Origin of the sequence: Mesorhizobium sp. LMG 17147, assembly GCF_024297145.1 — a bacterium.
Classification (GTDB): Bacteria; Pseudomonadota; Alphaproteobacteria; order Rhizobiales; family Rhizobiaceae; genus Mesorhizobium.
The window spans coordinates 522,623-547,960 of record NZ_JANCTC010000002.1 but is presented as its reverse complement, the minus strand read 5'-3'; the positions used below and the strand labels follow the sequence as shown (position 1 = coordinate 547,960).

General features: G+C 63.6%; 26 protein-coding genes and 1 pseudogene. 12 read left to right on the top strand and 15 right to left on the bottom strand.

Annotated features, from left to right (window positions below; all coding sequences use genetic code 11):
- Window positions 1-89 precede the first annotated feature (89 nt).
- From NMG46_RS06610 to NMG46_RS06590, 5 genes are all read right to left on the bottom strand, one after another.
- Window positions 90-1,262, bottom strand: coding sequence for an iron-containing alcohol dehydrogenase (locus NMG46_RS06610; RefSeq protein ID WP_254816894.1), 1,173 nt, complete (start codon window positions 1,260-1,262; stop codon window positions 90-92).
- A gap of 17 nt (window positions 1,263-1,279) precedes the next feature.
- A complete protein-coding gene (locus NMG46_RS06605) occupies window positions 1,280-2,668 on the bottom strand; it encodes an aldehyde dehydrogenase family protein (RefSeq protein WP_254816893.1) in 1,389 nt (462 codons plus the stop codon).
- 180 nt (window positions 2,669-2,848) lie between these two features.
- Window positions 2,849-4,219 (bottom strand): glutamine synthetase family protein, encoded by a 1,371-nt coding sequence (locus NMG46_RS06600; protein WP_254816892.1) that lies wholly within the window; start codon window positions 4,217-4,219, stop codon window positions 2,849-2,851.
- A 106-nt stretch (window positions 4,220-4,325) separates the two neighbouring features.
- Entirely contained in the window at window positions 4,326-5,882 is a 1,557-nt protein-coding gene (locus NMG46_RS06595) for an amino acid permease (RefSeq protein WP_254816891.1), read from the bottom strand.
- A 21-nt stretch (window positions 5,883-5,903) separates the two neighbouring features.
- Window positions 5,904-6,728, bottom strand: coding sequence for an N-formylglutamate amidohydrolase (locus tag NMG46_RS06590; protein ID WP_254816890.1), 825 nt, complete (start codon window positions 6,726-6,728; stop codon window positions 5,904-5,906).
- A gap of 146 nt (window positions 6,729-6,874) precedes the next feature.
- On the opposite strand from NMG46_RS06590, the gene NMG46_RS06585 reads away from it, so the two are divergent.
- The 3 genes and pseudogenes from NMG46_RS06585 (at window position 6,875) to NMG46_RS06575 (ending at window position 9,549) form a co-directional block, all read left to right on the top strand.
- Window positions 6,875-7,702 carry a MurR/RpiR family transcriptional regulator gene (locus tag NMG46_RS06585; protein ID WP_254816889.1) on the top strand — a complete coding sequence of 276 codons (828 nt, stop codon included), beginning with the start codon at window positions 6,875-6,877 and terminating at the stop codon, window positions 7,700-7,702.
- Window positions 7,703-8,222: 520 nt separating this feature from the next.
- Window positions 8,223-9,015 (top strand): annotated as a pseudogene (locus NMG46_RS06580) (SDR family oxidoreductase).
- Between the two features lie 39 nt (window positions 9,016-9,054).
- The gene (locus tag NMG46_RS06575) at window positions 9,055-9,549 is read left to right on the top strand and encodes a MaoC family dehydratase (RefSeq protein ID WP_031211357.1); all 495 of its coding nucleotides are present in this window, start codon (window positions 9,055-9,057) and stop codon (window positions 9,547-9,549) included.
- Between the two features lie 40 nt (window positions 9,550-9,589).
- Here NMG46_RS06575 and NMG46_RS06570 read toward each other — a convergent pair whose 3' ends face one another.
- On the bottom strand, window positions 9,590-10,291 hold the full coding sequence (locus NMG46_RS06570; protein ID WP_254816888.1) for a hypothetical protein: 702 nt from the start codon (window positions 10,289-10,291) through the stop codon (window positions 9,590-9,592).
- Window positions 10,292-10,483: 192 nt separating this feature from the next.
- On the opposite strand from NMG46_RS06570, the gene NMG46_RS06565 reads away from it, so the two are divergent.
- Window positions 10,484-11,125, top strand: coding sequence for a TetR/AcrR family transcriptional regulator (locus tag NMG46_RS06565; RefSeq protein WP_254816887.1), 642 nt, complete (start codon window positions 10,484-10,486; stop codon window positions 11,123-11,125).
- A gap of 177 nt (window positions 11,126-11,302) precedes the next feature.
- A complete protein-coding gene (locus tag NMG46_RS06560) occupies window positions 11,303-11,542 on the top strand; it encodes a DUF680 domain-containing protein (RefSeq protein WP_254816886.1) in 240 nt (79 codons plus the stop codon).
- A gap of 101 nt (window positions 11,543-11,643) precedes the next feature.
- Here NMG46_RS06560 and NMG46_RS06555 read toward each other — a convergent pair whose 3' ends face one another.
- From NMG46_RS06555 to NMG46_RS06530, 6 genes are read right to left on the bottom strand one after another with little or no spacing between them, the layout of a single operon-like run.
- Entirely contained in the window at window positions 11,644-11,868 is a 225-nt protein-coding gene (locus NMG46_RS06555; RefSeq protein WP_254816885.1) for a hypothetical protein, read from the bottom strand.
- A gap of 53 nt (window positions 11,869-11,921) precedes the next feature.
- On the bottom strand, window positions 11,922-12,500 hold the full coding sequence (locus tag NMG46_RS06550) for a sarcosine oxidase subunit gamma (RefSeq protein WP_254816884.1): 579 nt from the start codon (window positions 12,498-12,500) through the stop codon (window positions 11,922-11,924).
- Window positions 12,493-15,486 (bottom strand): sarcosine oxidase subunit alpha, encoded by a 2,994-nt coding sequence (locus tag NMG46_RS06545; RefSeq protein ID WP_254816883.1) that lies wholly within the window; start codon window positions 15,484-15,486, stop codon window positions 12,493-12,495. The genes NMG46_RS06550 and NMG46_RS06545 overlap by 8 nt, the downstream gene beginning before the upstream one ends.
- Window positions 15,483-15,779, bottom strand: a complete 297-nt coding sequence (locus tag NMG46_RS06540; RefSeq protein ID WP_254816882.1) for a sarcosine oxidase subunit delta — start codon at window positions 15,777-15,779, stop codon at window positions 15,483-15,485. The genes NMG46_RS06545 and NMG46_RS06540 overlap by 4 nt, the downstream gene beginning before the upstream one ends.
- A gap of 8 nt (window positions 15,780-15,787) precedes the next feature.
- Complete coding sequence (locus NMG46_RS06535) at window positions 15,788-16,210, bottom strand: hypothetical protein (RefSeq protein WP_254816881.1); 423 nt, start codon at window positions 16,208-16,210, stop codon at window positions 15,788-15,790.
- On the bottom strand, window positions 16,210-17,463 hold the full coding sequence (locus NMG46_RS06530) for a sarcosine oxidase subunit beta (RefSeq protein ID WP_254816880.1): 1,254 nt from the start codon (window positions 17,461-17,463) through the stop codon (window positions 16,210-16,212). The genes NMG46_RS06535 and NMG46_RS06530 overlap by 1 nt, the downstream gene beginning before the upstream one ends.
- Window positions 17,464-17,663: 200 nt before the next feature.
- Between NMG46_RS06530 and NMG46_RS06525 the strand changes: the two genes are divergently transcribed.
- The 7 genes from NMG46_RS06525 to NMG46_RS06495 all read left to right on the top strand — a co-directional run bounded on the left by NMG46_RS06525 (window position 17,664) and on the right by NMG46_RS06495 (window position 23,416).
- Entirely contained in the window at window positions 17,664-18,038 is a 375-nt protein-coding gene (locus tag NMG46_RS06525; RefSeq protein WP_254816879.1) for a YrdB family protein, read from the top strand.
- Between the two features lie 106 nt (window positions 18,039-18,144).
- Complete coding sequence (locus NMG46_RS06520) at window positions 18,145-18,903, top strand: SDR family oxidoreductase (RefSeq protein WP_254816878.1); 759 nt, start codon at window positions 18,145-18,147, stop codon at window positions 18,901-18,903.
- Window positions 18,904-19,009: 106 nt separating this feature from the next.
- On the top strand, window positions 19,010-19,396 hold the full coding sequence (locus NMG46_RS06515; RefSeq protein ID WP_254816877.1) for an SET domain-containing protein: 387 nt from the start codon (window positions 19,010-19,012) through the stop codon (window positions 19,394-19,396).
- Between the two features lie 266 nt (window positions 19,397-19,662).
- Window positions 19,663-19,935 (top strand): 30S ribosomal protein S21, encoded by a 273-nt coding sequence (gene rpsU / locus NMG46_RS06510; protein ID WP_023675331.1) that lies wholly within the window; start codon window positions 19,663-19,665, stop codon window positions 19,933-19,935.
- A gap of 161 nt (window positions 19,936-20,096) precedes the next feature.
- Window positions 20,097-20,942: a tetratricopeptide repeat protein gene (locus tag NMG46_RS06505; RefSeq protein ID WP_254816876.1), complete on the top strand. Its 846-nt coding sequence runs from the start codon at window positions 20,097-20,099 to the stop codon at window positions 20,940-20,942.
- 136 nt (window positions 20,943-21,078) lie between these two features.
- On the top strand, window positions 21,079-21,552 hold the full coding sequence (locus NMG46_RS06500; RefSeq protein ID WP_254816875.1) for a DUF992 domain-containing protein: 474 nt from the start codon (window positions 21,079-21,081) through the stop codon (window positions 21,550-21,552).
- A 409-nt stretch (window positions 21,553-21,961) separates the two neighbouring features.
- Complete coding sequence (locus NMG46_RS06495) at window positions 21,962-23,416, top strand: MFS transporter (protein ID WP_254816874.1); 1,455 nt, start codon at window positions 21,962-21,964, stop codon at window positions 23,414-23,416.
- On the opposite strand, the gene coaBC is transcribed toward NMG46_RS06495, so the two are convergent.
- Genes coaBC through NMG46_RS06480 form a run of 3 tightly spaced genes read right to left on the bottom strand, consistent with a single transcriptional unit; the run spans window position 23,413 to window position 25,329 of the window.
- Entirely contained in the window at window positions 23,413-24,639 is a 1,227-nt protein-coding gene (gene coaBC / locus NMG46_RS06490; RefSeq protein ID WP_254816873.1) for a bifunctional phosphopantothenoylcysteine decarboxylase/phosphopantothenate--cysteine ligase CoaBC, read from the bottom strand. The genes NMG46_RS06495 and coaBC overlap by 4 nt on opposite strands.
- 25 nt (window positions 24,640-24,664) lie before the next feature.
- Window positions 24,665-25,072 carry a type II toxin-antitoxin system VapC family toxin gene (locus NMG46_RS06485; RefSeq protein ID WP_254816872.1) on the bottom strand — a complete coding sequence of 136 codons (408 nt, stop codon included), beginning with the start codon at window positions 25,070-25,072 and terminating at the stop codon, window positions 24,665-24,667.
- A complete protein-coding gene (locus NMG46_RS06480; protein ID WP_254816871.1) occupies window positions 25,069-25,329 on the bottom strand; it encodes a hypothetical protein in 261 nt (86 codons plus the stop codon). The genes NMG46_RS06485 and NMG46_RS06480 overlap by 4 nt, the downstream gene beginning before the upstream one ends.
- Window positions 25,330-25,338: the final 9 nt, after the last annotated feature.

Genomic DNA, 25,338 nt, shown 5'->3' with positions numbered 1-25,338 from the left:
TTCCGGCTAACTAGTTTCGGCCTTGCCGTTCATCCTTTCCCCCTTTCTTCGCCTCTTTTCCAAAGTGGATTTCCAGTGCGGAAGTTGTCTCAGACGGCGCCGGCGATGGCATTTTCCAGCAGCGTCAGCGCCGCCTTCTTGGTCAGCTTGACCGGGTTGCCGCCGGCGGTCGGGTCGACCACCGCCATGTCGGCGATCAGGCCCTTGCGCTTCTTGTCCATGTCGAGCCCCTTGATCAGGCCGGGCAGCGCATGCGGCACCTTGAGCTCTTTGCGCAGCTTGATGATCGCCTTGGCAAAACCGTCGAAGCCGCCCTTGATGCCGCAATAGGCGGCAAGCCGGGCTATGCGCGGCTCAATCGCCTCGCGGTTGAAGGCCAGCACATAAGGCATGAACACGGCGTTGGTCATGCCGTGGTGGGTGTCGTAGAGCGCGCCGATCGGATGCGACAGCGAATGAATCGCGCCAAGCCCTTTCTGGAAGGCGGCGGCTCCCATGGCGGCGGCACTCATCATGTTGGCGCGGGCAACCAGATCCTTGCCGTTGGCATAGGCTTTCGGCAGGTTTTCGAAGACCAGCCTGATGCCTTCCACCGCGATGCCGTCGGCCATCGGGTGATAGCCCGGCGCACAATAGGCTTCGAGGCAATGGGCAAGCGCATCCATGCCGGTGCCGGCGGTGATGAAGCCGGGCATGCCCACCGACAGCTCCGGATCGGCAATGACGATCGCCGGCAAAAGCTTTGGATGGAAGATGACCTTTTTGGTGTGGGTCGCCTCATTGGTGATGACGCCGGCGCGCCCGACCTCCGAGCCGGTGCCGGCGGTGGTCGGCACCGCGATGATCGGCGCGATCGCATCGGCATCGGCGCGCGTCCACCAGTCGCCGACATCCTCGAAATCCCAGACCGGCCGGGTCTGCCCGGCCTGAAAGGCGATCAGCTTGCCGAGATCGAGCGCCGAGCCGCCGCCAAAGGCAATGACGCCGTCATGCTTGCCCTGCTTGAAAACGGCAATGCCGGCGGTCAGGTTGGAATCGACCGGGTTCGGCTTGACCTCGGAAAACACGCCATACGGCACCTTGGCATCGTCCAGTATTTTCAGCGTCGAAGCCACCACCGGCAGTTTGGCCAGTCCCGGGTCGGTAACGAACAGCGGCCGCTTGATGCCGGTCGCCGCCAGCACCTCCGGCAGCTCCTTGATGCGTCCGGCGCCGAAGCGGACGGTCGTCGGGTAATTCCATTTGGAAACGAGTTTTGTCATTTTTGTCTTTCGAAAAGTCAGATGGCTTCGCGCAGATGGTATGATTTCGGCCTGGTCAGATTGTCGTAGCCGATGGCCGACAGTGCCGCGCCCTTGCCGGTGTCCTTGACGCCGGTCCAGACCAGCGCCGGGTCAAGATAGTCGCAGCGGTTCATGAACACCGTGCCGGTCTCGACGCGGTCGCCGATCGCCGCCGCGTGCTCGCTGTCGCGCGTCCAGATCGAAGCCGTCAGCCCATAGGGGCTGTCGTTCATCAGCGCGATCGCCTCCTCGTCGTTGCGCACCTTCATGATGCCGACGATCGGCCCAAAGCTTTCCTCGCGCATGACGCTCATCTGGTGGTCGACCTGGGTCAGCACTTCCGGCGCCAGATAGGGCGAACCTTGCCTGTCGTTGGCCACCTTCATATTGATGTGTGCCCTGGCGCCCTTGCGCAACGCCTCGGCCTTCTGCTCGCGGATCAGGTCGGCGAAGCGCGCCTGCGCCATCGGCCCCATGGTGGTCGCCTGGTCGAGCGGATTGCCGACGACGTAGTTCCTGGTCTCGGCAATGAAGCCCTCGACGAATTCATCGTAGACCTTCTCGTGGACATAGACGCGCTCGATGCCGCAGCAGCACTGGCCGGAATTGTAGAAGGCGCCGTCAACCAGATTGGCAACGGCATGGTCCATCTTGGCGTCCGGCAGCACATAGGCCGGATCCTTGCCGCCGAGTTCGAGGCCGAGCGTCATGAAGGTGCCCGCGGCCGCCTTTTCGATGGCGCGGCCGCCGGCGACCGAGCCGGTGAAGTTGACATGGTCGATCTTGCCGGAGCCGAGCAGCCTTTCGGTCTGCGCGTGGTTCATGACAAGGTTCTGGAACAGGCCCTTGGGCAGGCCTGCTGTGTCGAACGCCTGCTGAAAACGTTCGCCGACCAACAATGTCTGCGCCGCGTGCTTGAGGATGACGGTGCTGCCCGCCATCAGCGCCGGGACGATGGTGTTGACGGCGGTGAGATAGGGATAGTTCCATGGCGCGATCACCATGACCACGCCGAGTGGCACCTTCTTCACATAACGGCGAAAGCCGTCCTTCGGGTTGGAGGCCATGACCGGCTTCAAGGCCGCCTCGGCGATCTCGACCATGTAGCTGACACGTTCCCTGACGCCGCCGAACTCGCCGCCATAGCGCACCGGCCTGCCCATCTGCCAGGCGATCTCCGGCACGATCTCGCTGGTCATGGCGACCAGCGCTTCAAGCATGGCAAGCATGTATTTGCCGCGCTCGACGACCGGCGTTTCAGCCCACTTCTCCTGCGCCGCCTTGGCACGCTCAACTGCGGCACCGATCGCCTGGTCCGTCGCCAGAGGCCGTTCGGCATAGATCGAACCGTCGACAGGGGATTTTATCTTGACCGTTTCGGTCATGCCTTGGGTCCTCGCATTCTACAATAATTATCGTTGGTCACGCCGCCCTCATCCGCCTGCCGGCACCTTTCCGCCTATAGTGACGGAGAAGGGACAAGCTCCAGCGCTGGCGACCCCCTCTCCCCGTTCTTCACGAGAGGGTAAAGGTGAGGGGCGGGCGGCGCCGACATTGCCATCCATTCAATACCGCTCGAAACCCCTGTGCAGTTCCCAGTCCGTAATCCGGCGGTCGTACTCGAACTGTTCCCAGTGTGCCGTGTGGATGTAATGCTCCAGCACATCGTCGCCGAGCGCGTGCCTCAGCATCTTCGATTCCGCCAGCGTTGCGGTGGCGTCGCGCAGTGTCTTTGGAATTTCAGGCAGCTGCGAGGCCTGGTAGGCGTCGCCGACGAAGGGCTTCTGCAGTTCAAGCTTTTCATCGATGCCGGCAAGGCCGGCTGCGATCAGTGCCGCGAAGGCGAGATAAGGATTAAGGTCGGCGCCGCCGATGCGGCATTCCATGCGGATGCCCTTGGTGCCCTCGCCGCAAAGACGGAAACCGGCGGTGCGGTTGTCCTCGCTCCACATGATCTTGGTCGGCGCAAACGTGCCGGCCTGGAAGCGCTTGTAGGAATTGATGTAGGGCGCCAGGAACCAGGTGAATTCCTTGGCATATTTGAGCTGGCCGGCCGCCCATTGCTGGCCGAGTGTCGACAGCGTCCACTCGGCATTTTTGTCGTAGAACAATGGCGTCTTGCCGTCGGCGCTCCACAGCGAATTATGGATGTGGCTGGAATTGCCGGCGAGCCCGTAATTGTACTTGGCCATGAACGAGATCGCCTTGCCTTCGGACTCGGCGATTTCCTTGGCGCCGTTCTTCAGGATCACGTGGCGGTCGGCCATGTCGAGCGCCTCGGCGTAGCGGACATTGATCTCTTCCTGGCCTGGCCCCCACTCGCCCTTCGAATTCTCGATCGGGATGCCGGCCGCTTCCATCTCGTTGCGCAGCCGGCGCATGACGCCTTCTTCCTTGGTGGTGATGCCGATCTGGTAATCGCCGATGTAGGGCGATGCCGTCTCGAGGCCCTGCCAGTGCTTCTTGCGGGCGGAATCGTAGGTTTCGCTGAACAGATAGAATTCGAGCTCGGAAGCGAAATAGCCGATATAGCCGCGTTCCTGCAGCCGCTTGACCTGCTTCTTCAGCATGGCGCGCGGCGAATGCGCCAGGTCGTCATGGGTATGGTGGTCGAGCACGTCGCAGATCACCAGCGCTGTCTTCTCCAGCCAGGGGATCCGCCGCAGCGTCGCAAGGTCCGGCTTCATGACGAAATCGCCATAGCCCTTCGACCAGCTCGCCGCCTTGTAGCCGGGCACCGGTTCCATATCGATGTCGGCGGCCAGCAGGTAGTTGCAGCCATGCGTCTCGTCATGCGCGGAATCGACGAAATACCGGGCCAGGAACCGCTTTCCCGCAAGCCGTCCCTGCATGTCGACGATGCAGGCCAGCACGGTGTCGACCTCTCCGCTGGAGACCGCTTGCTTCAACTGATCGAAGGAGAAATTTCCGGCCATTCCTTTGGCACTCCAGCGCTTGTCGTTTCGGACCTGTAAAAAGGCCACTTTGAAGATGTGGGAAGCTATGGCCGGCAAAGCGCCGGCCATAGTTGGAGGACTTGCCTCAGTGGCCGGTTTCGCCGACGGCCTGTTCCGCAGCCTTGATCGCTGCCTGGCGCGCCGCGATGATGTCGCCGAGCGGCGGGCCCTGGAAGCGGTTGCGCTCGAAGGCAAACCAGACGATCGCCGTCAGGATGAAGAAGCCGACGGTGATGTAGAGCGCCCAGTCGTTCGGCGGCTGGATGCCGATGACGAAGATCAGGAGCATCGACAGGATCGAAAGCACGCCGAACAGCATGAAAATGGCGCGCCCCATGTTCCACGGCCCCATCTTGTCCCATTTCGGCGTTCCCCAGGCCAGCATGCCGAGCACGATCGGCACGGTGAAGGAGAGGAACAGGAAGATGACGGTGCACGACACGACGATGGTGTAGGCCGAGGTGCCTGCGACTGAAACCAGCGTCGAGCCCCAGACGAACAGGACGGACAGGATCGACGCCGTCCAGATCGCCGCCACCGGCGTGCGGTAGGTCGGGCTGACCTTGGCCAGTGCCGAGGAACCCGGCAGGCCGCCGTCCCGCGAGAAGGCGAAGATCATACGCGAAGCGGAGGTGACGGTGGCGAGGCCGCAAAGCAGCTGTGCCAGGAAGACGACGAGGTAGACGAACTCCTTGACGCCCGGGCTGACGCGCTGGTCGAAGGCCCAGAAGAACACGTTCCAGCCCTGCTTGGCCGCATCGTCCATGTTCGGGATCATCAGCACGAAGGCTGCGAGGAACAGATAACCGAAGACGGCCGACCAGATCACCGACATGACCATGGCGCGCGGCACGGAGCTCGCCGCCTTGATGGTCTCCTCGGAAGTATGCGCTGACGCATCGTAGCCGGTGATCGTATAGATCGGCAGCAGCAGGCCAAGCGCGAACACCCAGGCATTGGATACCGACGGCCACACACCGGCGCCGGCATCGCCGGAATAATTGTGGAAGGTGAACAGCCGGCTGAAATCCCAGGTTTCGGCCGAGATCAGGCAGACGACCGCGATGAGGATCGAGCCGAAGAAGATCAGATAGCCCGAGAAGTCGGTCAGCTTGGCCGTCAGCTTGATGCCGAGGTGGTTGATCAGTGCCTGGGCGCCCGTGATGATGACCAGGAAGATCATCTGGTTGGTCAGCGTACCCTCGATGCCGAGCGCCGGTCCGAAGGCGCCGAGGAAAAACGTCCAAGTGCCGACATTGATGGCGCCGAGCACGGTGATCAGCCCGAGCAGGTTGAGCCAGGCCGTCACCCAGCCGGTGCCGCGATTGCCGAGGATCGAGCCCCAATGATAGAGGCCGCCGGCGGTCGGATAGGCCGAGCTGATCTGCGACATCGCTACAGCGAAGGTCAGCGAAACGAAACAGCCGACCAGCCAGCCAATGCCGATGCCGATGCCGCCGGAGCCGGAGGTTGCCTGCGCCAGCGAGTTGATGCCGCCGGACAGGATGCAGATGATCGAAAAGGAGACCGCGAAATTTGAAAAGCGACTGAGGCGCCGCTCCAGTTCCTGGGCATAGCCCATATTGTGGAGGACCTTTACGTCCTCCGCCTTGTCAACTTCAGTGTAGCCCGATGCTGCCATTTTTAGTCCCCTTTTGGTTTCTTAGCTGGCCGATTGAACTGACTTTCCGACTGCGCTTGGTCTGGAGGCCTTGGCCGCCTCGGGCTCCAGATTGAGAAAAATACTCGCGAGCAAATCCGCCCATTTCCGCTGCCCGGCTGCGCCGGCGATCTCGTCGTTGCGGATTTCGATCATCGCGCAGGGCAGCCCGCGCGAGCGCGCATGGCGTTCCAGCGTGAAATAGACCCGGTCGGCCGGCGAATAGGGTTCATTGACGCCGACGGTGACGCCGGCAAGCTGCTGCAGCGCCGCGATCAGCGGCGCCGCCAGCCGGCGGTCCTCGTCATGGATGATGCCGATGTGCCACGGCCGGCTTTTGCCTTTGTAGAGCGGCGTGAAGGAATGGATCGAGACCAGCCTGGTCTCCCGCCCGGACGCCAGGCGCTTGTCGATGATCGTTGCGATCCGCTCGTGAAACGGTCGCCACGCCAGCGCGATGCGCGCCTCCCGCTGGTCGGCCGAAAGTCCCTGGTTGGCCGGGACCACGGTTTTTTCGCTGGCGCTGACCGTCACTATCAGGTCCGGCGCGTCGAGCGGCCGGTTGCAGTCGATAACGAGCCGCGAGATGCAGGTCTCGACCAGCGTCGCATCGAGTGCCTCGGCCATGCGGCGCGCCACCGGCAAGGCGCCGGGATCCCAGGCGATGTGGCGGGAAAGATCCTCGGCGGCAAGGCCGAGCGTTCCGAATTCCGGTGGCAGGAAGTTTGAGGCGTGGTCGCAGGTCAGCACGAAAGGGCTCGATCCGCCAGGGTTCGTCACCCTTACGGTTTCAGGCGATGCAAGGCTGGCGGGCCGTGCTGTCTCCATTGTCTGCTGTCCCCGGGGGAGCGCTGTATCGTATGTTACGTATTTTGCCTCATTGCGTCCCTGCGGATGATTTCATACAGTTTGGCCGGCTTTGTCAAACGCGATTTCAATAATGCGGTAACGGCACGGCCAGGGTGGGGGAAAACATGGTTTCCAGCATTGCCGAACTGATCTCCGACCGCATCGGCGCCATGCCGGCCGGCGAGCGGCGCGCTGCACAAACACTGATCGCCAGCTATCCGCTGATCGGGCTGAAGACGGTCGCCGAATTCTCGGCTGCCGCCGGCGTGTCGTCGCCGACGATCCTGCGTTTCGTCGCCCGGCTCGGCTTCCAGAACTATCCGGAATTCCAGTCGACGCTGCAAGACGAGCTGGCGGCGCAATTGCAGTCGCCGGCCTCGCGCACGCTCAATCCGCCATCGCAGGGCGCCAGCGCCGTCTCGCCGATGCTGGAGGCAACGCTCGACAATATGCGCGAGACATTCCGGCATCTCTCGGACAAGCAGCTTGCCGACATCGTCGCCAAGCTGGCCGACCGGCGCGGCAAGACATTCCTGATCGGCGGCCGCTTCACCGATCCGCTGGCGCGCTATATGGCGGCCCACCTTGCTATCATCAAACCCAACGTCTTCCATCTCGCCGGCCAGGAAAGCGTCTGGCGCGACCGGCTGATCGACATGGGCAAGCGAGACGTGCTGGTGATCTTCGACATCAGGCGCTATCAGGACAGCCTCGTCCGCTTTGCCGAGACCGCCAACCAGCGCGGCGTGCAGATCGTGCTGTTTACCGACCAGTGGCTGTCGCCGATCGCCCGCTTTGCCCGCCATGTCATCGCCGGGCGCACCGCCGTGCCTTCGGCCTGGGACTCATCCGCCGCCCTTTTCGTCGTTGCCGAAGCGCTGATCGGCGCCGTCACAAGGCAGCTCGAGGCCGACGGCGCCAAACGCATCCGCGAGCTGGAAAGCCTGCGGTAGCGCAGGCTTTTGGAAAAGCACGCTCCCAGCCGTGCCTAGTCAACCAAAAAACTGACCATCTGCAGGATCAGGATCAGCAAGAAAACGCCAAAGGCAGACGCCAAAACAGCTGCCAGCAGGACGATGCGTTGTTTCTTACCCACAGCTCCCCCGGGAAAGCATAGCTCCAGTCCACGAACGAATGTCAGTCCTGCCCTATCGCTCGGCCACCGTCCCACGTCATCAAGACCCGCCTGCAGCTTGGCGGAGGAGTAATGACGACTTGCTTCACGCGCGAAATGAACCGCTGGGGCCAAGGTGCTCGCTTAGAGGGACGGCTGCATCATTCATCCGACCCATGTCACGGCCGAATGACCGCCTTGCCGTTCGGGCTTAACCATTTCAGCCGCAAACCGTGCCATTGCCCCAATCCGGATACTTTAGCCGTGGCAAGGATAATCGTAGTTCGGCTAGCCTTGTCGATGCGAAGCCGCTCCTTGAACCATCAGTCAAACAGCGGTGAACTGCGCGGAGGAAATCGATGAGCTATCTGGACGAGCTGTTCTCAGTCGCCGGCAAGACGGCGCTGGTCACCGGCGCCGCGACCGGCATCGGGCGCATGGCGGCGACCGCTCTGGTCAAGGCCGGCGCCACCGTGATGATCGCCTCGCGCAAGGGCGAGGATTGCGTCGGGGTTGCAGGCGAACTGAACGGGCTTGGCGCCCCCGGCCGGGCCGAGGGTTTCGCCGGCGACGTCTCCAGCGAGGCCGGCATTGCGGCGCTTGTGGCCGAGGTCAGGGCGCGGACGGAGCGGCTGCATATCCTGGGGCGCGCCGCTGGAAAGCTTTCCCTACCATGCCTGGGCCAAGGTGTTCGGCGTCAACGTCACCGCGGTCTTCCACCTGACGCGCGAATTGCTGCCTCTGCTCGAGGCCGCCGCCAGCGATGCCGACCCAGCCCGGGTGATCAATCTTGGATCGGTGATGGGCACGCAGCCGTTGGCCGAAGATGCCTACTCCTACTCGGCCTCGAAGGCCGCGGTTCACCACCTGACGCGCATCCTGGCGATCGAATTCGCCGCCCGCCGCATCACCGTCAACGCCTTTGCGCCTGGCCCTTTCCGGAGCCGGATGACGGCCTTCGCCACCGGCACGGAAGACCAGGCAAGACATGTCGGCAACCATGTTCCGATCGGCCGCCTCGGAGCACCGGATGACATTGCCGGCGCAACGCTCTATTTGTGCAGCCGTGCCGGCAGCTATGTCACCGGCGCCATCCTGCCGATCGATGGCGGGCAGTCGGTGCAACACGGGCTGACATTATTCAAGGAATGAGACGCACGCCATCCGGCGAGTGAAATGCCGGGGGTGAAGATGGAGGACATCAGCGTGGAACCGATCAGTCTCGATGTGCTTCTGGCCAACGTCGGCAAGGAAGTCGGCGTGTCGCCATGGCGGGTCGTCACCCAGCGCATGATCGACCAGTTCGCCGATGCCACCGACGACCATCAGTTCATCCATTGCGATCCTGAACGCGCCAGCCGCGAAACGCCGTTCGGCGGCACCATCGCGCATGGCTTCCTGTCGCTTTCGCTGTTGTCGGCGATGACCTTCGAAACCATGCCGCCGCTGGAAAACAGCAAGATGGGCGTCAATCATGGCTTCGATTCGCTGCGCTTCCTGGCGCCGGTGAAGACCGGCTCGCGTATCCGCACCCGTTTCGTGCTGGCCGACGTCAAGGTCAGGCCGTCGGGGTGGGTGCAGACGGCGCACGACGTGACGATCGAGATCGAGGGCTCGAAAAAACCGGCGCTGACCGCGCGCTGGCTGACGCTGACGCTGATCGAACGCCAACCGGAAGCGGTCTGACTCTCGTCAGGCGAAGAAGCCCAAATTATCTGTGCCAAATCTATTTAGCTTCGGCCGCCACGTACTTCATGTGACGGCTGACCTGCAGCGCAATGTAGACGACCAGTGAGCAACCGATTGGAAACACGATCTCGTTGAGGCCGGTTGCGATCGCCTGTGGCAATGCGAGAGCAGCGTCATTTGCCGCGGCAGTCTCGATGGTCAGCACCGTGATGCCGCCGCCGAATACCGCGCCTATCAGGGCGCCTGCCAGAGCGAAATGGAGCGGACGGGGTTCTTCCTTCGATGCCAGCGACGCCAGTATCCAGCCGAGCAGCCCGTATTCGATCGCCCGCAGCACACCGAGCGTCGTGAGCGACAGGATGGCCGGCTTTGCCGCCGCGTCCAGCGCGCTGACCATGACCTTTTGCGTCCCTTTGGCGATGCCCATCGCCAGTGGCGCTGAAATCGCGCTGATCAAGCCGCCGAGCGAGGCTCGCACCTTGGTGAGTGCCGTGCCGAGGCTGACGCCGGCGCAGACGAAGAACGACCAGGTCACGCCTTGCGCCAGTTCGATCAGAACCTGCGTCGTCGCGGGGTAGGCACCTGCCGCAAATCTGACGGTCAGAATGAGAGCTTCCATGGCAAAGCCGAGCGCGATCGCCAGCCATGCGACCATGACGACGCGCCTGAGCGCCGTCCTGGCGCGATGGGAAAGCGGGTCCACGTCCGGCACGCCGGACGAAAGCTCAGTTCCGGTCATAACGGCCTCCCGAAACGAAATTCTTGCAGAGCCGCGAATTAGTCTTTGTCTGTAACAGTCCGATGTTGCCGGCTTTATTGCCGGGTTACATGGGTATTGCGACAGTCAACCTTCTGCTTCGTGCCACCCTTGCCCGACGCCGTACAGCGTATATATGCTGCATCCAGCCATCAGTCATAAGGCAGTAGAAAGTTGCAGCTGAGCGTCCAGGAGCGCCGCGAAAAACAAAAAGCCGAACTGCGTTCCGAACTTGTCGACGCCGCGCACAAGCTTGTCCAGGAAGAAGGCTATGACGGCCTCACCATCCGCAAGCTCGCAGAGCGCGTTGGCTATGCGCCGATGTCGGTCTATTCCTATTTCGCCGACAAGCAGGACATCCTGTTCGCGCTGGCCGAGGATGCCTTCGAGACCTTGGCCAGGCGCATCGCAAATCATACGGCCGACGACCCGATCGAGGCGCTCAAGGCGGTGCTTGTCGAATACGCCGCCTTTGGGCTGGAAAATCCCAACGAATACCGCACCGTCTTCATGACCGAAAAAGTCAGGCCGCCAGCCGGAAAAACCTTCGCCGAAATGGAGAGCGGCAACCCGGCGATGAAAGTGCTGATCGCGAGGGTCGAAGCCTGCGTTGCCGCCGGCAGGCTCAAAGGCGATCCACGCGCCATCGCCACCATGCTGTGGGCGGTCGGCCACGGCGCCATCTCGCTGCTGATCACCTTCCCGTTCTACCCGTTCGGCGACCAGACGACGTTCATCACGCGGATCGGCGACATCATGCTCGAAGCCATCGCCGCGCACGAGATTGCGCCGCTCACGCCGCCGGTCAACTGCTGAAGAGCGGCGCTCCTCCCGATCTGCAGGGTCTTCTCCGAACGATCTGCGCTGCGGCGCCGAGCGTTCGGCAATTCTCCGTACGCGTACGATTTTGCTTGAACACCGGCAGTCAAGGGCGTATCTGTACGCAGTTCCGTACACGTACGAGAAATTCGATAGCTGAACCGGAGACCGACGATGAAAAAGGCAATCCTCACGCTCGCCTCCCTGCTGGCGCTCTCTGGCGCCGCATTTGCCGGCAGCAGTCAGCCAGCCAAGCAAGAAGCGGCCTGCATCGACACCAAGGCCGATGTGAAGCTCGATTGCGCGCCGACCGGATCGCTTGAAAACGCCGATGCCCCGACACACAAAGCCGGCAGCAAGGGCCCGAGACTCGGCATCGGCATCGATCCGTGGATCGTGCCAAGCAGCTTCTGAGCCGGCCCGGCGACAATACGCGGTGATGAACCGAAAGGGCGGCAGGAATTTCCGGCCGCCGATCTTGTCTGCTTCAGCCCTGCTTTATCGCGGCGTGCAGATCACTTCCTACGCTTCTGTCCCGCCACGTTTTTACGCTTGCCGGGTCTTGCCGGTGCGCCGGGAATGGCCGTTCCGGTGATCGACACCGGATCGCTGGCCGGGAATGTATCCTCGAGGCCTTCCTCGAGTTCCTCTTCGATATCCGTCCCAGTGCGCTGCTCGTCTTCAAAAGAGCGCACGGCCGGCGTCTTGACCGGCGACTTCGGCGCGGAGTTCGGCGGCATGTGCATTCTCCCTCGGCTCGCTGTCGCAGAACGGTCGAGCGCGGCGAACATGCCTATGCTGCCGCGTCGCGCGCTGCCTCCGACAGAAAAGTAAAGACATAATCGGAAAAGGAACGCCAGCATTCGACGCGGAACGCGTCGGCCGCCGTGCGCAACAGCACAATTTCGACCTTGCCGAGAATGCTACGCGACGCCGCCCCGACCGGAAAGGCGTCGAGCGACAGATCCTGCGGGCAGCCGGCATTGATCGTCGCCGCGGCAGCCGGACCGGTAACCGATATGGCGACGTTGCGGTGCGAGATGCCGACCGCCGAATGCAGTACGGAAATGCTGGCGCAGTCGGCGAGCGGATCTTTTCCGTTCTCGTCGATAACCAGCCATTCGTCCGGCCCGAGCCACAAGGCCGTGCGTCCGGCCTTTGCCGCCGAGGTTTTCGGCCTTTGCGGCAGGACGACACCGAGTGCTTTCGAAAGTGCCGCAATCGAGGCTTCCGGCGCGCGCAACGATATGCGCTCGGCCGGCGGCAGCACGGCAAGTGTAACGCCGGCGGCGGAAAGCGACTGGCCGGCGAGAGCCGGACGGCGTTCGACTGAGGGTCCGGCGGCGTTGGTTTTCACGGCGGCCTTAGCCATTGAGGCGCTCCCCCTTCTCGTCGAAGAACACCACGCCGGTGACCTCCACCTCGATCACCCCGTTCGGCATCGGCACATAGAGCGTCTCGCCCGTGCGATCGCGGCCGCCGGCGACCAGCCCCAGCGCGATCGAGCGGCCGCAATTTTGCGACCAATAGCTCGACGTGACATGGCCAATCATCTTCATCGGGATTGCCTGCTTCGGGTCCGCGACGATCTGCGCGCCCTCCTCCAGCACCACCTTGGGATCCCTGGTCTTCAGGCCGACAAGCTGCTTGCGGCCCTTGGCGACCAGATCCGGCCGCGCCATGCCGCGAATGCCGACGAAGTCGGTCTTCTTCTTGCCGACCGCCCAGTCGAGCCCGGCGTCGTTCGGCGTCACCGTGCCGTCGGTATCCTGGCCGACGATGATGTAGCCCTTTTCAGCGCGCAGCACATGCATAGACTCTGTGCCATAGGCACAGGCGCCATGCTTCTGGCCCTCGGCCCACAACGCTTCCGAGACCGCTTCGCCATAGTCCGCCGGCACGTTGACCTCGAAGCCGCGCTCACCGCTGAACGACATGCGAAACAGCCTGGTCGGCACGCCGCAAATCCGGCCTTCGCGCACCGACATATGCGGCAGCGCCTCATCCGACATGTCGATGCCCTCGACCAGCGGCGCAATGATGTCGCGAGACTTGGGTCCCTGCACGGCAATCACCGCCCATTGCTCGGTGATCGAGGTCAGCCAGACGTTGAGATGCGGGAACTCGGTCTGGAGATAGTCTTCCATATGGTTCATGACGCGCGGCGCGCCGCCGGTCGTCGTCGTCACATGGAAACGGTCGGGTGCAAGCCTGCCGACGACACCGTCGTCATAGATGAAGCCGTCCTCGCGCAGCATGATGCCGTAACGGCAGCGGCCGGGCTCGAGCTTTTCCCATGGATTGGTGTAGAGCAGTTCCATGAATTTGGCCGCATCCGGCCCGACCACCTCGATCTTGCCCAGCGTCGAGGCGTCAAACAGGCCGGCTGTCTTGCGCACCGTGACGCATTCGCGGTCGACGGCGGCATGTATGTCCTCGCCCGGCTTCGGGAAATACCAGGCGCGCTTCCACTGACCGACATCCTCGAATACAGCGCCCTGGCGCTCGGCCCAGGGATGGATCGCCGTCTTGCGGGTCGGGTCGAACAGGGGACCCCGTGCGTGCCCGACGATCGAGCCGAATGTCACCGGCGTATAGGGCGCGCGGAACGTCGTCAGCCCGACCTGCGGGATCGGCTTGCCCAACGTCTCGGCGGCAATCGCCAGGCCGTGCATGTTGGAGGTCTTGCCCTGGTCGGTCGCCATGCCATTGGTGGTGAAGCGTTTGACGTGCTCGATCGAGCGCATGCCCTCATGCACCGCCTGGCGGATGTCCTTGGCGGTGACGTCGTTCTGGAAGTCGACAAAGGCCTTGACCGTCGTATCCGATCCGGCACCGGGTGCTGCACCCAGCATGCCGCGCGACCAGCTCTCGCCGGCGTCGACCTTCGGCTTGGTGCCCTTGGCCGGCCTGCTGCCGGCGTCCTTGGCCGCCTTGGCGCCGGCGGCGTAAGCTTCGTCGATGGTCGCCGACAGCCCGTCGGTGCCGTTGCAGGCGCCGACCGAGACGCAGTCCTGCGCATAAATTCCGGGCACAAAGCGCTTGGTCTCGTCGTTGAAGGCGACCTTGCCGCGCGATTGCGAGAACAGATGCACCGACGGCGTCCAGCCGGCCGACATCAGGATCGCGTCGACCGGAATGGTGCGTTCGCCGCCGCCATTCTTCGGCTGCACGGTCATCGACGACACCCGCAATTTGCCGCCGGCGCGTATCACCGCGCGGCCGAAATTGACCTCGATGCCGAGCGCCCTCGCCTCGTCGATCACCGGCCCGGTCGGGTTGTCGCGCAGATCGACGATCGCCGCCACGTTGATGCCGGCCTTTTTCAGGTCGATCGCCGCCGCGTAGGCGGAATCGTTTGCCGTATAGACGCCGACATTCCTGCCGACGGCGACGCCGTAATGGTTGAGATAGGTGCGCGCCGCCGATGCCAGCATGATGCCGGGGCGGTCGTTGTCGGCAAACACCATGTGCCGCTCGATGGCGCCGGTCGCCAGCACCACGCGTTTGGCGCGAACCTGCCACAGCCGCTCGCGCGGCAGGTCGCGGCCGGGGTTCTGCAGATGGTCGCTGACGCGCTCGACCAGCCCGACGAAATTCTGCGCGTAATAGCCGAACGCCGTGGTGCGCGGCAGCACGCGCACATTGTCCATCGACTTCAACTTGGCGACGGCGGACTGCGCCCAGGCAAAACCGTCCTGGCCATCGATCCTGGCGCCGCTCTCGAAATGAAGGCTGCCGCCGAATTCCGCCTGCTCGTCGGCAAGGATGACACGCGCCCCGGTTTCAGCCGCGGCCAATGCCGCGGCGATACCCGCGGCACCGCCGCCCAGCACCAGCACATCGCAGTGGGCGAAGCGCGCCGAATAATGGTCGGGGTCCGGCTGGTCGGGAGCGACGCCAAGGCCGGCGGCGGCCCTAATCTTTGGTTCGTAGAGGTTTTTCCACGCAGTCTTCGGCCACATGAACGTCTTGTAGTAGAAGCCGGCCGAAAGCATCGGCGAGGCGATACTGCTGACGGCGCCGACGTCGAAGGCGAGCGACGGCCAGCGGTTCTGTGACTGTGCGGTCAGCCCGTCATAGAGCTCCTGCACCGTAGCTCGGACGTTCGGCGTCTTGCGTGCCGCGTCGCGTTTGATCTCGACCAGCGCGTTCGGCTCTTCGGCGCCGGCCGACAGAAAGCCGCGCGGCCGGTGGTACTTGAACGACCGGCCGACAAGATGGACGCCATTGGCAAGCAGCGCCGAGGCCAGCGTGTCGCCCTCGATACCGGTATAGGGACGGTCATCGAAGCTGAAGCCAGCTATCTTTGCCTGTTTGAGCCGTCCGGCGCCGGCAATGCGGAATGTCGCGCTCATTTGGTGGCTCCCGGCAGCTTTACGGGCTTCGGCTCGCCGGCCTTGTAGGTCATCAGGAACCTGTCGCTGACGGTGTCGCGCACGGCGTTGAAGAACCGCGCGCAGCCGTGCATGTGCCGCCAGCGCTCATAGATAATGCCCTTGGGATTTGAGCGGATGAAGAAGAACTTTTCGAAATCGTCGTCGCTCTCGCCAGCGATGTTTGGGGAACGCGCAATATGCGCCTCGCCGGCGTTGCGGAATTCGAGCTCCGGACGCTCTTCCTCGCAATAGGGGCAGCGGATGAGAAGCATGGTTGGTCCTACAATTCGCCGTGGCCGACGCGGGCGCCGGCCGGTTGGTCGCAAAGCCTCTGGCCCAAGGTCACGAAGGGCGCGACGAGCCGGATACGCTCCTCAATGCTTGCCGCAGGGCTGAAGAGGTCGCGGTTGGCCATGTTGCCGATCGTCAGCAGGACCGGATCGACCGTGACGATGACGACGCGCGGCTCGAACGGCTCGTCGTTGTCCAGATCCGCCGGCCGGCCTTCAAGAAACGAGACGACCCTTTGTCCGCCGCTCCAGACGCAGGTCAGAATGCCGTCGTCGACGGAAAACGGCCATTCGGTCTCGTTTTCGGCGCGGCTGATCGGCTGCGTGCGCACCTCGTCCGGCGACGGAAAATGGAACAGCCCCTGCTCGCCGGCGAGCATCAGCGGCATGGCGACGGCCATCTCGGTCATCATCAGTGCGCCACCGCTGCCGCCGCCGCCTCGTCGATGAGGCGGCCGGTGCGGAAGCGCTCGATGGTGAAGGGCGCGTTGATCGGGTGCGGATCGTCCCTGGCGATCGTATGGGCAAACACATGGCCCGAACCCGGCGTCGCCTTGAAACCGCCCGTGCCCCAGCCGCAATTGACATAAAGGCCGGGGACCGGCGTCTTGGCCAGGATCGGCGAACGGTCCGGCGTCACGTCGACGATGCCGCCCCATGAGCGCAGCATCTTCATACGGGTGAAGATCGGGAACATCTCGCAGATCGCATCGAGCGTATGTTGCAAAATGTGCAGCCCGCCGGTCTGCGAATAGGAGACATACTGGTCGGTGCCGGCGCCGATGACCAGTTCGCCTTTGTCGGATTGCGAGATATAGGCATGCACCGTGTTCGACATCACCACACAAGGCACCACCGGCTTGACCGGCTCCGACACCAGCGCCTGCAGCGGATAGCTTTCCAGCGGCATGCGCACGCCAGCCATGTTCATGATCACCGAGGAGTGGCCGGCGGCAACCACGCCGACCTTCCTGGCGCCGATGAAGCCGCGCGTCGTCTCGACGCCGGTGACCGCGCCGTTCGGCGCCCGTTTGACGCCGGTGACCTCGCAATTCTGGATGATGTGGACGCCGCGCGCCGAGGCGCCGCGCGCATAGCCCCAGGCGACCGCATCGTGACGCGCCGTGCCGCCGCGGCGCTGCAGGGAGGCGCCCATCACCGGATAGCGCGCATTGCGCGAAATGTTGAGCGGCGGACAGAATTCCTTGGCTTGCTCCGGCGTCAGCCATTCATTGTCGATGCCGTTCAGCCGGTTGGCATGGACGTGGCGCCTCAGCACCTGGATGTCGTGGATGTTGTGGGCCAGCATCATGACGCCGCGCGGCGAATACATGACGTTGTAGTTGAGCTCCTGGCTGAGCCCGTCCCACAGCTTCAGCGCGTGGTCGTAGATGCCGGCGCTCTCGTCGTAGAGATAGTTCGAGCGGATGATGGTGGTGTTGCGGCCGGTATTGCCGCCGCCGAGCCAGCCTTTTTCCAGCACCGCGACGTTGGTGATGCCGTGCACGGTGGCGAGATAATAGGCGGTGGCCAGGCCGTGGCCGCCGGCGCCGACGATGATGACGTCGTACTCCTTCTTCGGCTCCGGCGAGGACCACTGCTCCTCCCAACCCTTATGGCCGCGCATGGCCTCGCGGGCGATGGCGAATACCGAGTATTTCTTCAACGTCGCAGGCCTCGCAAATGGCGGCCGGGCAGATCAGCCAACCCCGGCGCGCGAGCTTGTATCACTAGCGAAACGGCGCTGCCAGCCTTGCACTGTTTGCGACGGCGCTTGCCGTTTTGCGCCATGGTGGAGAAGAGGCATGCGGGCAGGTTGATGCAATTCCCTTCGAGCGCTATCCGTTGACTGACGATCGGAGGATTATGGCGGTGGGTAACGTCTGGTGGAATCTGACATTGCGCTTCCTGCTGGAGCTCGCCGCTTTGCTCGGCCTCGGCATGGCGGGCTGGAGCCTCTCAGCGGGCATGGGGCGTTGGATCCTTGCCGTGGCATTGCCGTTCGGCGCCGCCGCGCTCTGGGGAATCTTCGCGGTGCCGAACGATCCGAGCCGCTCGGGGCGGGCGCCGGTTCCGGTGCCGGGCGGTTTGCGGCTGGTGCTCGAACTCGTCATCCTGTTCGGCGGCGCTGCCGGATTCCACCTGGCCGGTTACACGACAGCCGGCATAGCCGTTGCACTGCTGATCGCCGTCAGCTACGCATTTTCGCTCGATCGGCTCGGCTGGCTGCTTAGGCAATAGTCCAGGCCGACACGACCTCGCAGGTATCGGGTGGCTCGCGCCGCCTCGATTTGCGACCAAGCATCCCGATTGCCGGCAAGGGCCGGCGCGAAAAGGATGCAGGAAAATGCTCACACTTGCCAACAAAGTTGCCCTCGTCACAGGCGCCAGTTCCGGGATCGGCCGCGCCACGGCCAAGCTGTTTGCGGAGGAAGGCGCCAAGGTGGTCGTCGCTGCCCGCCGCAAGGCGGAGCTTGACGCGCTCGTTGCCGAAATCGAAGACGCCGACGGCACCGCCATCGCCCTTGCCGGCGATGTCCGCGACGAAGCCTACGCGAAGGCCCTGGTCGACCTCGCGGTCGAGAAATTCGGCGGGCTGGACATCGCCTTCAACAATGCCGGTTCGGTCGGCAAGACCGGGCCGGTTTCGGAGCTGTCGCTGGAGGGCTGGCGCGAGGCGCTCGACACCAACCTGACCAGCGCCTTTCTCGGCGCAAAATACCAGGTGCCGGCGATGGTCGACCGCGGCGGCGGATCGCTGATCTTCACCTCCACCTTTGTCGGCCACACGGTCGGCATGCCCGGCATGACCAGCTATGCCGCGAGCAAGGCCGGACTGATCGGATTGACGCAGGTGCTGGCCGCCGAATATGGCGCTAGGGGCGTCCGGGTCAACGCGCTGCTGCCGGGCGGCACCGACACGCCTTCGGCAACGTTCAAGACCCCTGAATCGCGAGCCTTCGTCGAAAACCTGCATGCCTTGAAGCGCGTCGCCGAGCCTGACGAGATTGCCCGCTCGGCGCTCTATCTGGCTTCCGATGCATCGAGCTTCACCACCGGCACGGCGTTGTTCGCCGACGGCGGCGTCTCGATCACCCGCACGTGAAGCGTTTCGCGGTCGGCGTAGGCCCGCCAGCCGCAATGCCTGAAAACCGGTCTTGCTTTTCCCGGCGATTTGACGATTCCGTCTTCTCCTCGAAAACGGGTGAAACATGCTGCTGATCAGGACCTATATCGCTGCAAGCGCAATCGAAGGCGTCGGCGTGTTCGCCGCCGAGCCGATCCGGAAAGGGGCGCAGATCTGGCGGCTCGATCCGGATTTCGACCGGCTGATCCCGGTGGAAAGATACGAGACGGCGCCGCCGCACCTCAAGGAATTGCTCGACAGATATGCCTATCCCAGTCCGGACCGGCCGGGCTTCATGGTCTATGAGGTCGACAATGGCCGCTTCATGAACCACGCCGACAAACCGAACACCGACTTTTCGCAATATGGCGGGGCCACTGCGACCCGCGACATCGCCGCCGGCGAGGAGATAACCTGCGACTACGGCGAGTTCTTCGAGGGTTTCGAGCAGCTCCACCTGGCCACGGCGTAGCGTCGCCTATCTGGCCCAAGGCGAATTTTGTTCTTGCTTTGTGCCGGCAGCTATGCTAGTAATCTCGGTATGGTGCTGATTCAGACCAACGACCCGCCGCTGAGGCGGGTTTTTCGTTTCGGGGTCGGCACCACCTCTCAATCGGCAGTGGACAGAGCGCCTTGATTCTGCTATCAGCCGCCCCAATTCGTGGTGTAACGCGCCGCGGAGGCTTGTGGCTATGGCCGCTTGCCTATTGATTTCAAACCCGAAAGACAGGATTGCCCGTGCAGGTACTCGTCCGCGACAACAATGTTGATCAGGCGCTTCGCGCGCTCAAGAAAAAGATGCAGCGCGAAGGCATTTTCCGCGAAATGAAGATGCGCGGACATTACGAGAAGCCCTCCGAGAAGCGCGCCCGTGAAAAGGCGGAAGCCGTCCGCCGCGCCCGCAAGCTGGCCCGCAAGCGTGCCCAGCGCGAAGGCCTGCTGCCGATGACGCCGCGTCCGGTCGCGGCCGGTGCTGCCGGTGCCGGTGCCCCGCGTCCGCCGCGGTTCTGACGCCAATTTTTCGTCCTTTTCCAAGGATATCCAGGGTGGCGCGATGCGGAATCGCCGCCACCTTTTTGTTGTGATGTAGACCCGGTCCGAAAGGACCGGTTGGGAGAGATGCCGGTTCGGAGGGGGAACGGACCAGACGGCGCAGTAAGGACAGGGCAGACATGGACGCAATTACCGTAGAGCGCAGAACCGCGTGGCGCGGCCTCGCCCTGACGGCAGCCCTGCTTTCCGGGATGGCGCTTGCCAGCTGCCAGAGCGTTCCGACCGGCGAGTTCAACAACATCGACAAGGCGCAAGCCTCGAGCGAGAACATCTCCTCGCTGTCGGCGGTGATCCAGCGCAACCCCCAGGATCCGGAAGCCTACAATGTGCGCGGCTCGGCCTATGGCCGCGGCGGTCAGTACCAGGCGGCGCTGAAGGACTTCAACACCGCCATCCAGCTCAATCCGAATTTTTACCAGGCCTATTCGAATCGCGCGCTCATCCAGCGCTTCCTCGGCGATCAGGCGAGTGCGCTTGCCGACTACAACCGCTCGATCCAGATCAATCCCAACTATGACGCCGCCTATATCGGCCGCGGCAATCTCTACCGCAGGGCCGGCCGGGTGCAGGAAGCCTTCAACGATTTCCAGAAGGCCATCCAGCTCGACACGACCGACGCGCGCGCCTATCACAATCGCGGCCTGATCTACCAGAGCCAGGGCCAGCACGCCTTTGCCATCGAGGACTTCTCGACCGCCATTTCGTTGGCGCCGGACGCCTCCGAGCCCTACAATGGACGCGGCCTCTCCTACCTGGCCATGAACGACGAGGACAATGCCTTCGCCGACTTCAACATGGCCATCAAGCTTGACGGCAAGAACGCCGAGGCCTGGTCCAACCAGGCGTTGATCTACGAGCGGCGCGGCGACAAGGCCAGGGCCGCGAAATCCTACCGCGAGGCCGTGCACCTCAATCCGACCTACCAGCCGGCCAAGGACGGCCTGGCCCGCACCAGCACCGGCTGAGCGGCCGGTTAATCGGGCGGCCCTTTCCGCGCCCCGACAACCCTGCGTTTACCCTTGCGTTGCTGGCGCCAAGTTTTCGGCGGAACGCTCGGCGTGCTCAGCCGTTTGTACAAGGCAATTTCGAAAGGACCCTGCCATGATCAAGAAACTCGCTTGTGCCGCCGCTCTCGCGACGACCGTCGTTGCCGCTCCCGCCAGCGCCAGCAAGCTCCAGCTCGGCGTGCTCGACTGCACCATCGACGGCGGCACGGCCTATCTCGTCACCTCCAACAAGGGTGTTTCCTGTGTTTTTCGTCCACATCGTGGCGGCCCCTCCGAAGTCTATACCGGGGTGATTTCCAAGCTCGGCGTCGATGTCGGCCGGACGCATCAGGGCCAGCTGGTATGGGCGGTTCTGGCGGCGACCCGCAACCACGATGAAGGCGACCTTGCCGGCAGCTACTATGGCGTGAACGCCGAGGCCAGCGTGGTCACCGGTGGCGGCGCCAATCTCCTGGTCGGCGGCCTCGACAGCGCCTTTTCGCTGCAGCCGCTCAGTGTCCAGGCACAGACCGGCGTCAACCTGGCGGTCGCCGTCACCTCGCTGGATCTGATCCACTCGTTGAAATAGCGGCGTAGCATGGCTCCCGAGCGGCGGGGAGCGTAGGTGTCGGCCTGCGAATAGCTGCCGAAGGCTTATAGTTTCCGGCAGGCCCACTCCGCGGAGAATGGGCCGCCCTGATGTTCAAAGTTGCGGCGCTCGAAGATCACGGCATGGCAACTGTGTTCATGCCGTTATCGTGACCGAAGATTGCGGCGATCCAATATTGCTTGTCTTCGGTCTGACCAGAATCTCAACGCTTCGTGATCGTCCCCCATCGCACAATTTGAAATCCGCCACGTCAACGGCGATCAAAGCCGCTTGCTCTCAACTGCGGTTGAGGTTCTAGAAGTCCTCCCATACTGCGGCATGTACTCATTTGGACGTGAAGAACGCTCCAATACTTTAGACCAGCGTCTAAGAAAGCTTGGGGGGCCGGATGACCAAGACAAGCACAAACAGGGTCGACTGGCGCGCGCTGTGGGCGAGCGGCGATCTGGCGCGCTTCTGCTTCATCAGCCTCGGCATCCTGCTGCACGCCACCAACGAAACGATGGTGGCAACGGTCATGCCGGCCATGGTCGGCGAGCTCGCCGGCGTGCAACTGGTCGGCTGGTCGCTGGCGATCTACGAGCTCGGCGCCATCGTTGCCGGTGCGGCCGCCGGACGGCTGGTGAGCTATGTCGCGCTGCGCACCAACATGATGGTCGCCGCGATGCTCTATGCCGGCGGCGCGCTGGTTTGCGCCACCGCGCCTTTGATGCCGCTGTTCCTCTGCGGCCGCCTGATCGAAGGGCTCGGTGGCGGCGCGCTGGTGTCGCTGGCCTTCGTCTCGGTCGAGCGGCTGTTTGCCCGCGCGATCTGGCCGCAGCTTTTCGGCGTCATGTCGGCGATCTGGGGTGTCGCCGCCTTCAGCGGGCCGGTGCTCGGCGCGGTCATGACCGACTTGCTGTCCTGGCGCTGGGCCTTCGGCGTCTTCACCCTCGGCGGCACGGCCATGGCGCTGGCAAGCTTCATCGTGCTCGACACACCGGAAGCAACAAGGCCGCAGGCGACCGGCGGTTCGGCGCCGCCCTTCCCCTTCGCAGCACTTGGCTGCCTCGCCGTTAGCGTCGTGCTGATCGCCACCGCCGGCGTCGACATCGCCCTGCTGCGCTCGTCGCTGCTGCTCAGCCTCGGCCTGATCGGCCTGGCGCTGTTTATTTATATCGATGCACTGAAGCCGCGCTCGCGCCTGTTCCCGTCGCAGCTGTTCTCATGGCGCTCGCCGGTCGGCGCGGGCATGACCATGGTCGCGGCATTTTCGGTGGCGACCTGCTCGTTCGCGGTCTACGGGCCACTGCTCCTGACCAGCCTGCACGGCATCCCGATCCTGACCACCGGCTACATCATCGCCGCCGAATCGATCGCCTGGTCGATCCTGTCGATCCTCGTCGCCAATGCGCCGCCGGAACGCGAGCGGCTGATCATTGTCGGCGGTGCGCTGATGATCGCCACGGGCGTTGCCGGTTTCGCCTATACTGTGCCGGCGGGCTCGATCCCGCTGATCCTGCTTTGTGCCTTGTTGCAAGGCGGCGGCTTCGGCATCGCCTGGCCGTTCGTCACGCGCGTAATCGTGGCATCGGCGCGGGAGGGCGAGCAGACGATCGCCTCGGCCGCCGTGCCGACCATGCAGCGCATCGGCTATGCCGTGGGTGCGGCATTGACCGGCATCGTAGCCAACGCCAGCGGCTTTTCAGAGGGCCTGAACCGCGAGGCCGCGGCAAACGTCGCTGCCTGGCTGTTCCTGGCGTTTATCCCGCTCGGGATCCTGGGATGCCTTGCCGCCTTGCGGATTTCGGGGGCGCCGCCAGCGAAGCTGCCGATCTCCCCCCTCGCAGGGGAGATTGACTAGACGACGACCGTCTTCAGCCGCTCGGCGATCAGTGCCGCGAGCCGCGTCGCCACCTCATCCTTGCTCATCTCCGGCCATTCCTCGACGCCGGCCTTTGAGACGATCCGCACCTTGTTGCGGTCGCCGCCCATCACGCCCGGAGCACCATCTTCATGCGAGACATCATTGGCGACGATAAGATCGGCCCCCTTTTTTGCAAGCTTGGCCTCGGCATTCCTGACCAGATCCTGCGTCTCCGCAGCGAAACCGACCACCAGCATCGGCCGCTTTTTGTGATGCCCGACACCGGCAAGAATATCGGGATTTTCCACCATCTGCAGCGCCGGCGGCCCCTCGCCCGCCACCTTCTTGATCTTTTCCCCGGCCGAACTTTGAGTGCGCCAGTCGGCGACAGCCGCGACGAACACTGCCGCGTCGGCCGGCAGCAGCTGCTCGACAGCGTCCTTCATCTCGACGGCCGTTTCGACATGCAGCGTGGCGACGCCGGCCGGATCGGCAATGCCAACCGGACCGGAGACGAGACGCACATCGGCGCCGAGCCTGGCCAGCGCCGCCGCAATGGCGTGGCCCTGCTTGCCCGACGACCGGTTGGCGATGTAGCGGACCGGGTCGATCGGCTCATGCGTCGGCCCGGAGGTGACAATGATCTTCCTGCCTGCCAGCGGCTTTGGCCGGCCGTCGAGCAGCGCCTCGATCGCGGCGACGATCTCCAGCGGCTCGGCCATGCGGCCCTCGCCCACCTCGTTGCTCTCGGCCATCTCGCCCTTCGCCGGGCCGACGAATGCGACGCCGTCCTTGCTCAGCGCCGCACGGTTGCGGCGGACCGCCGGATGCGCCCACATTTTCGGGTTCATCGCCGGCGCCATCAAAACTCGCTTGTCGGTGGCGATGAGCACGGTCGAGGCAAGGTCGTTGGCATGGCCATTGGCGAGCTTTGCCATCAGGTCGGCGGTGGCCGGCGCCACGACCACAAGGTCGGCCTCGCGCGACAGCCTGATATGGCCGATATCGTGCTCGTCCTGCCGGTCGAACAGTTCGGTGAAAACATGGTCGGCGGACAGCGCCCCGGCCGACAGCGTGGTGACGAATTCCTGCGCCGCGGCGGTCATCACCACCCGCACTGCCGCACCGCGCTCGCGCAGCCGACGGATCAGGTCGAGCGCCTTGTAGGCAGCAATGCCTCCGCCGATGATGAGCAGGATACGCTTGCCGGAGAGGGTCATGCCCGAGGCCAGTTCTTGTCCAATGTCATGCCGGCTTCAGCGCCGATTCGATGTCGGTATGGATGAAATCGTCACCCTTGAAAAGTAGCGGCAGGTTTCGGGTCTTGGCCAGGGCATAGGCGAAACAGTCGCCCATGTTGAGGTCAGCACGATGGCGGGATCCGCGACCGTACCGAGAGTAGGCAAGTCGTGCGACCTCGAGCTGAGCCAGATCAAAAGGAACGACCGTCAGTTCGAGGCGATCGATGAGCACCTGAAGTTCGGCGGGGTTGATGCCACCGCCGGACCGGTTCGCCACACAATGTGCCTCCAGAAGTGTTGCAGTGCTTATCAGTACAGCAGATGAGGTGCCGAAAACATCGACCAATGCAGCCGCATCCGGCTCTGCGCCGATGATTGCGATTAACGCAGACGTATCAACTGCAACGGTCACAGAAGTCCCTCATCCCACATGTGATCAGTAAGCGCTTTGAGGTCAATGGGGTGTTCTGACTTCCGTCCGAGCGCCAAGATCTCGTCACGTGACGCTTTCAGCCGCCACTCCCCGTTCTGGAGCTTGCTCTCGGGGATCGTCACTTTGCGCAGGGCATCCCGCGCTTCCTGCTCCATCGAAACGCCGCGCGCGGCAGCGCGTTCGCGCAGCACCTGCTTCACTTCGTCATCAAGATTACGGATTGTGATAGTGCTCATAGCGTAGCT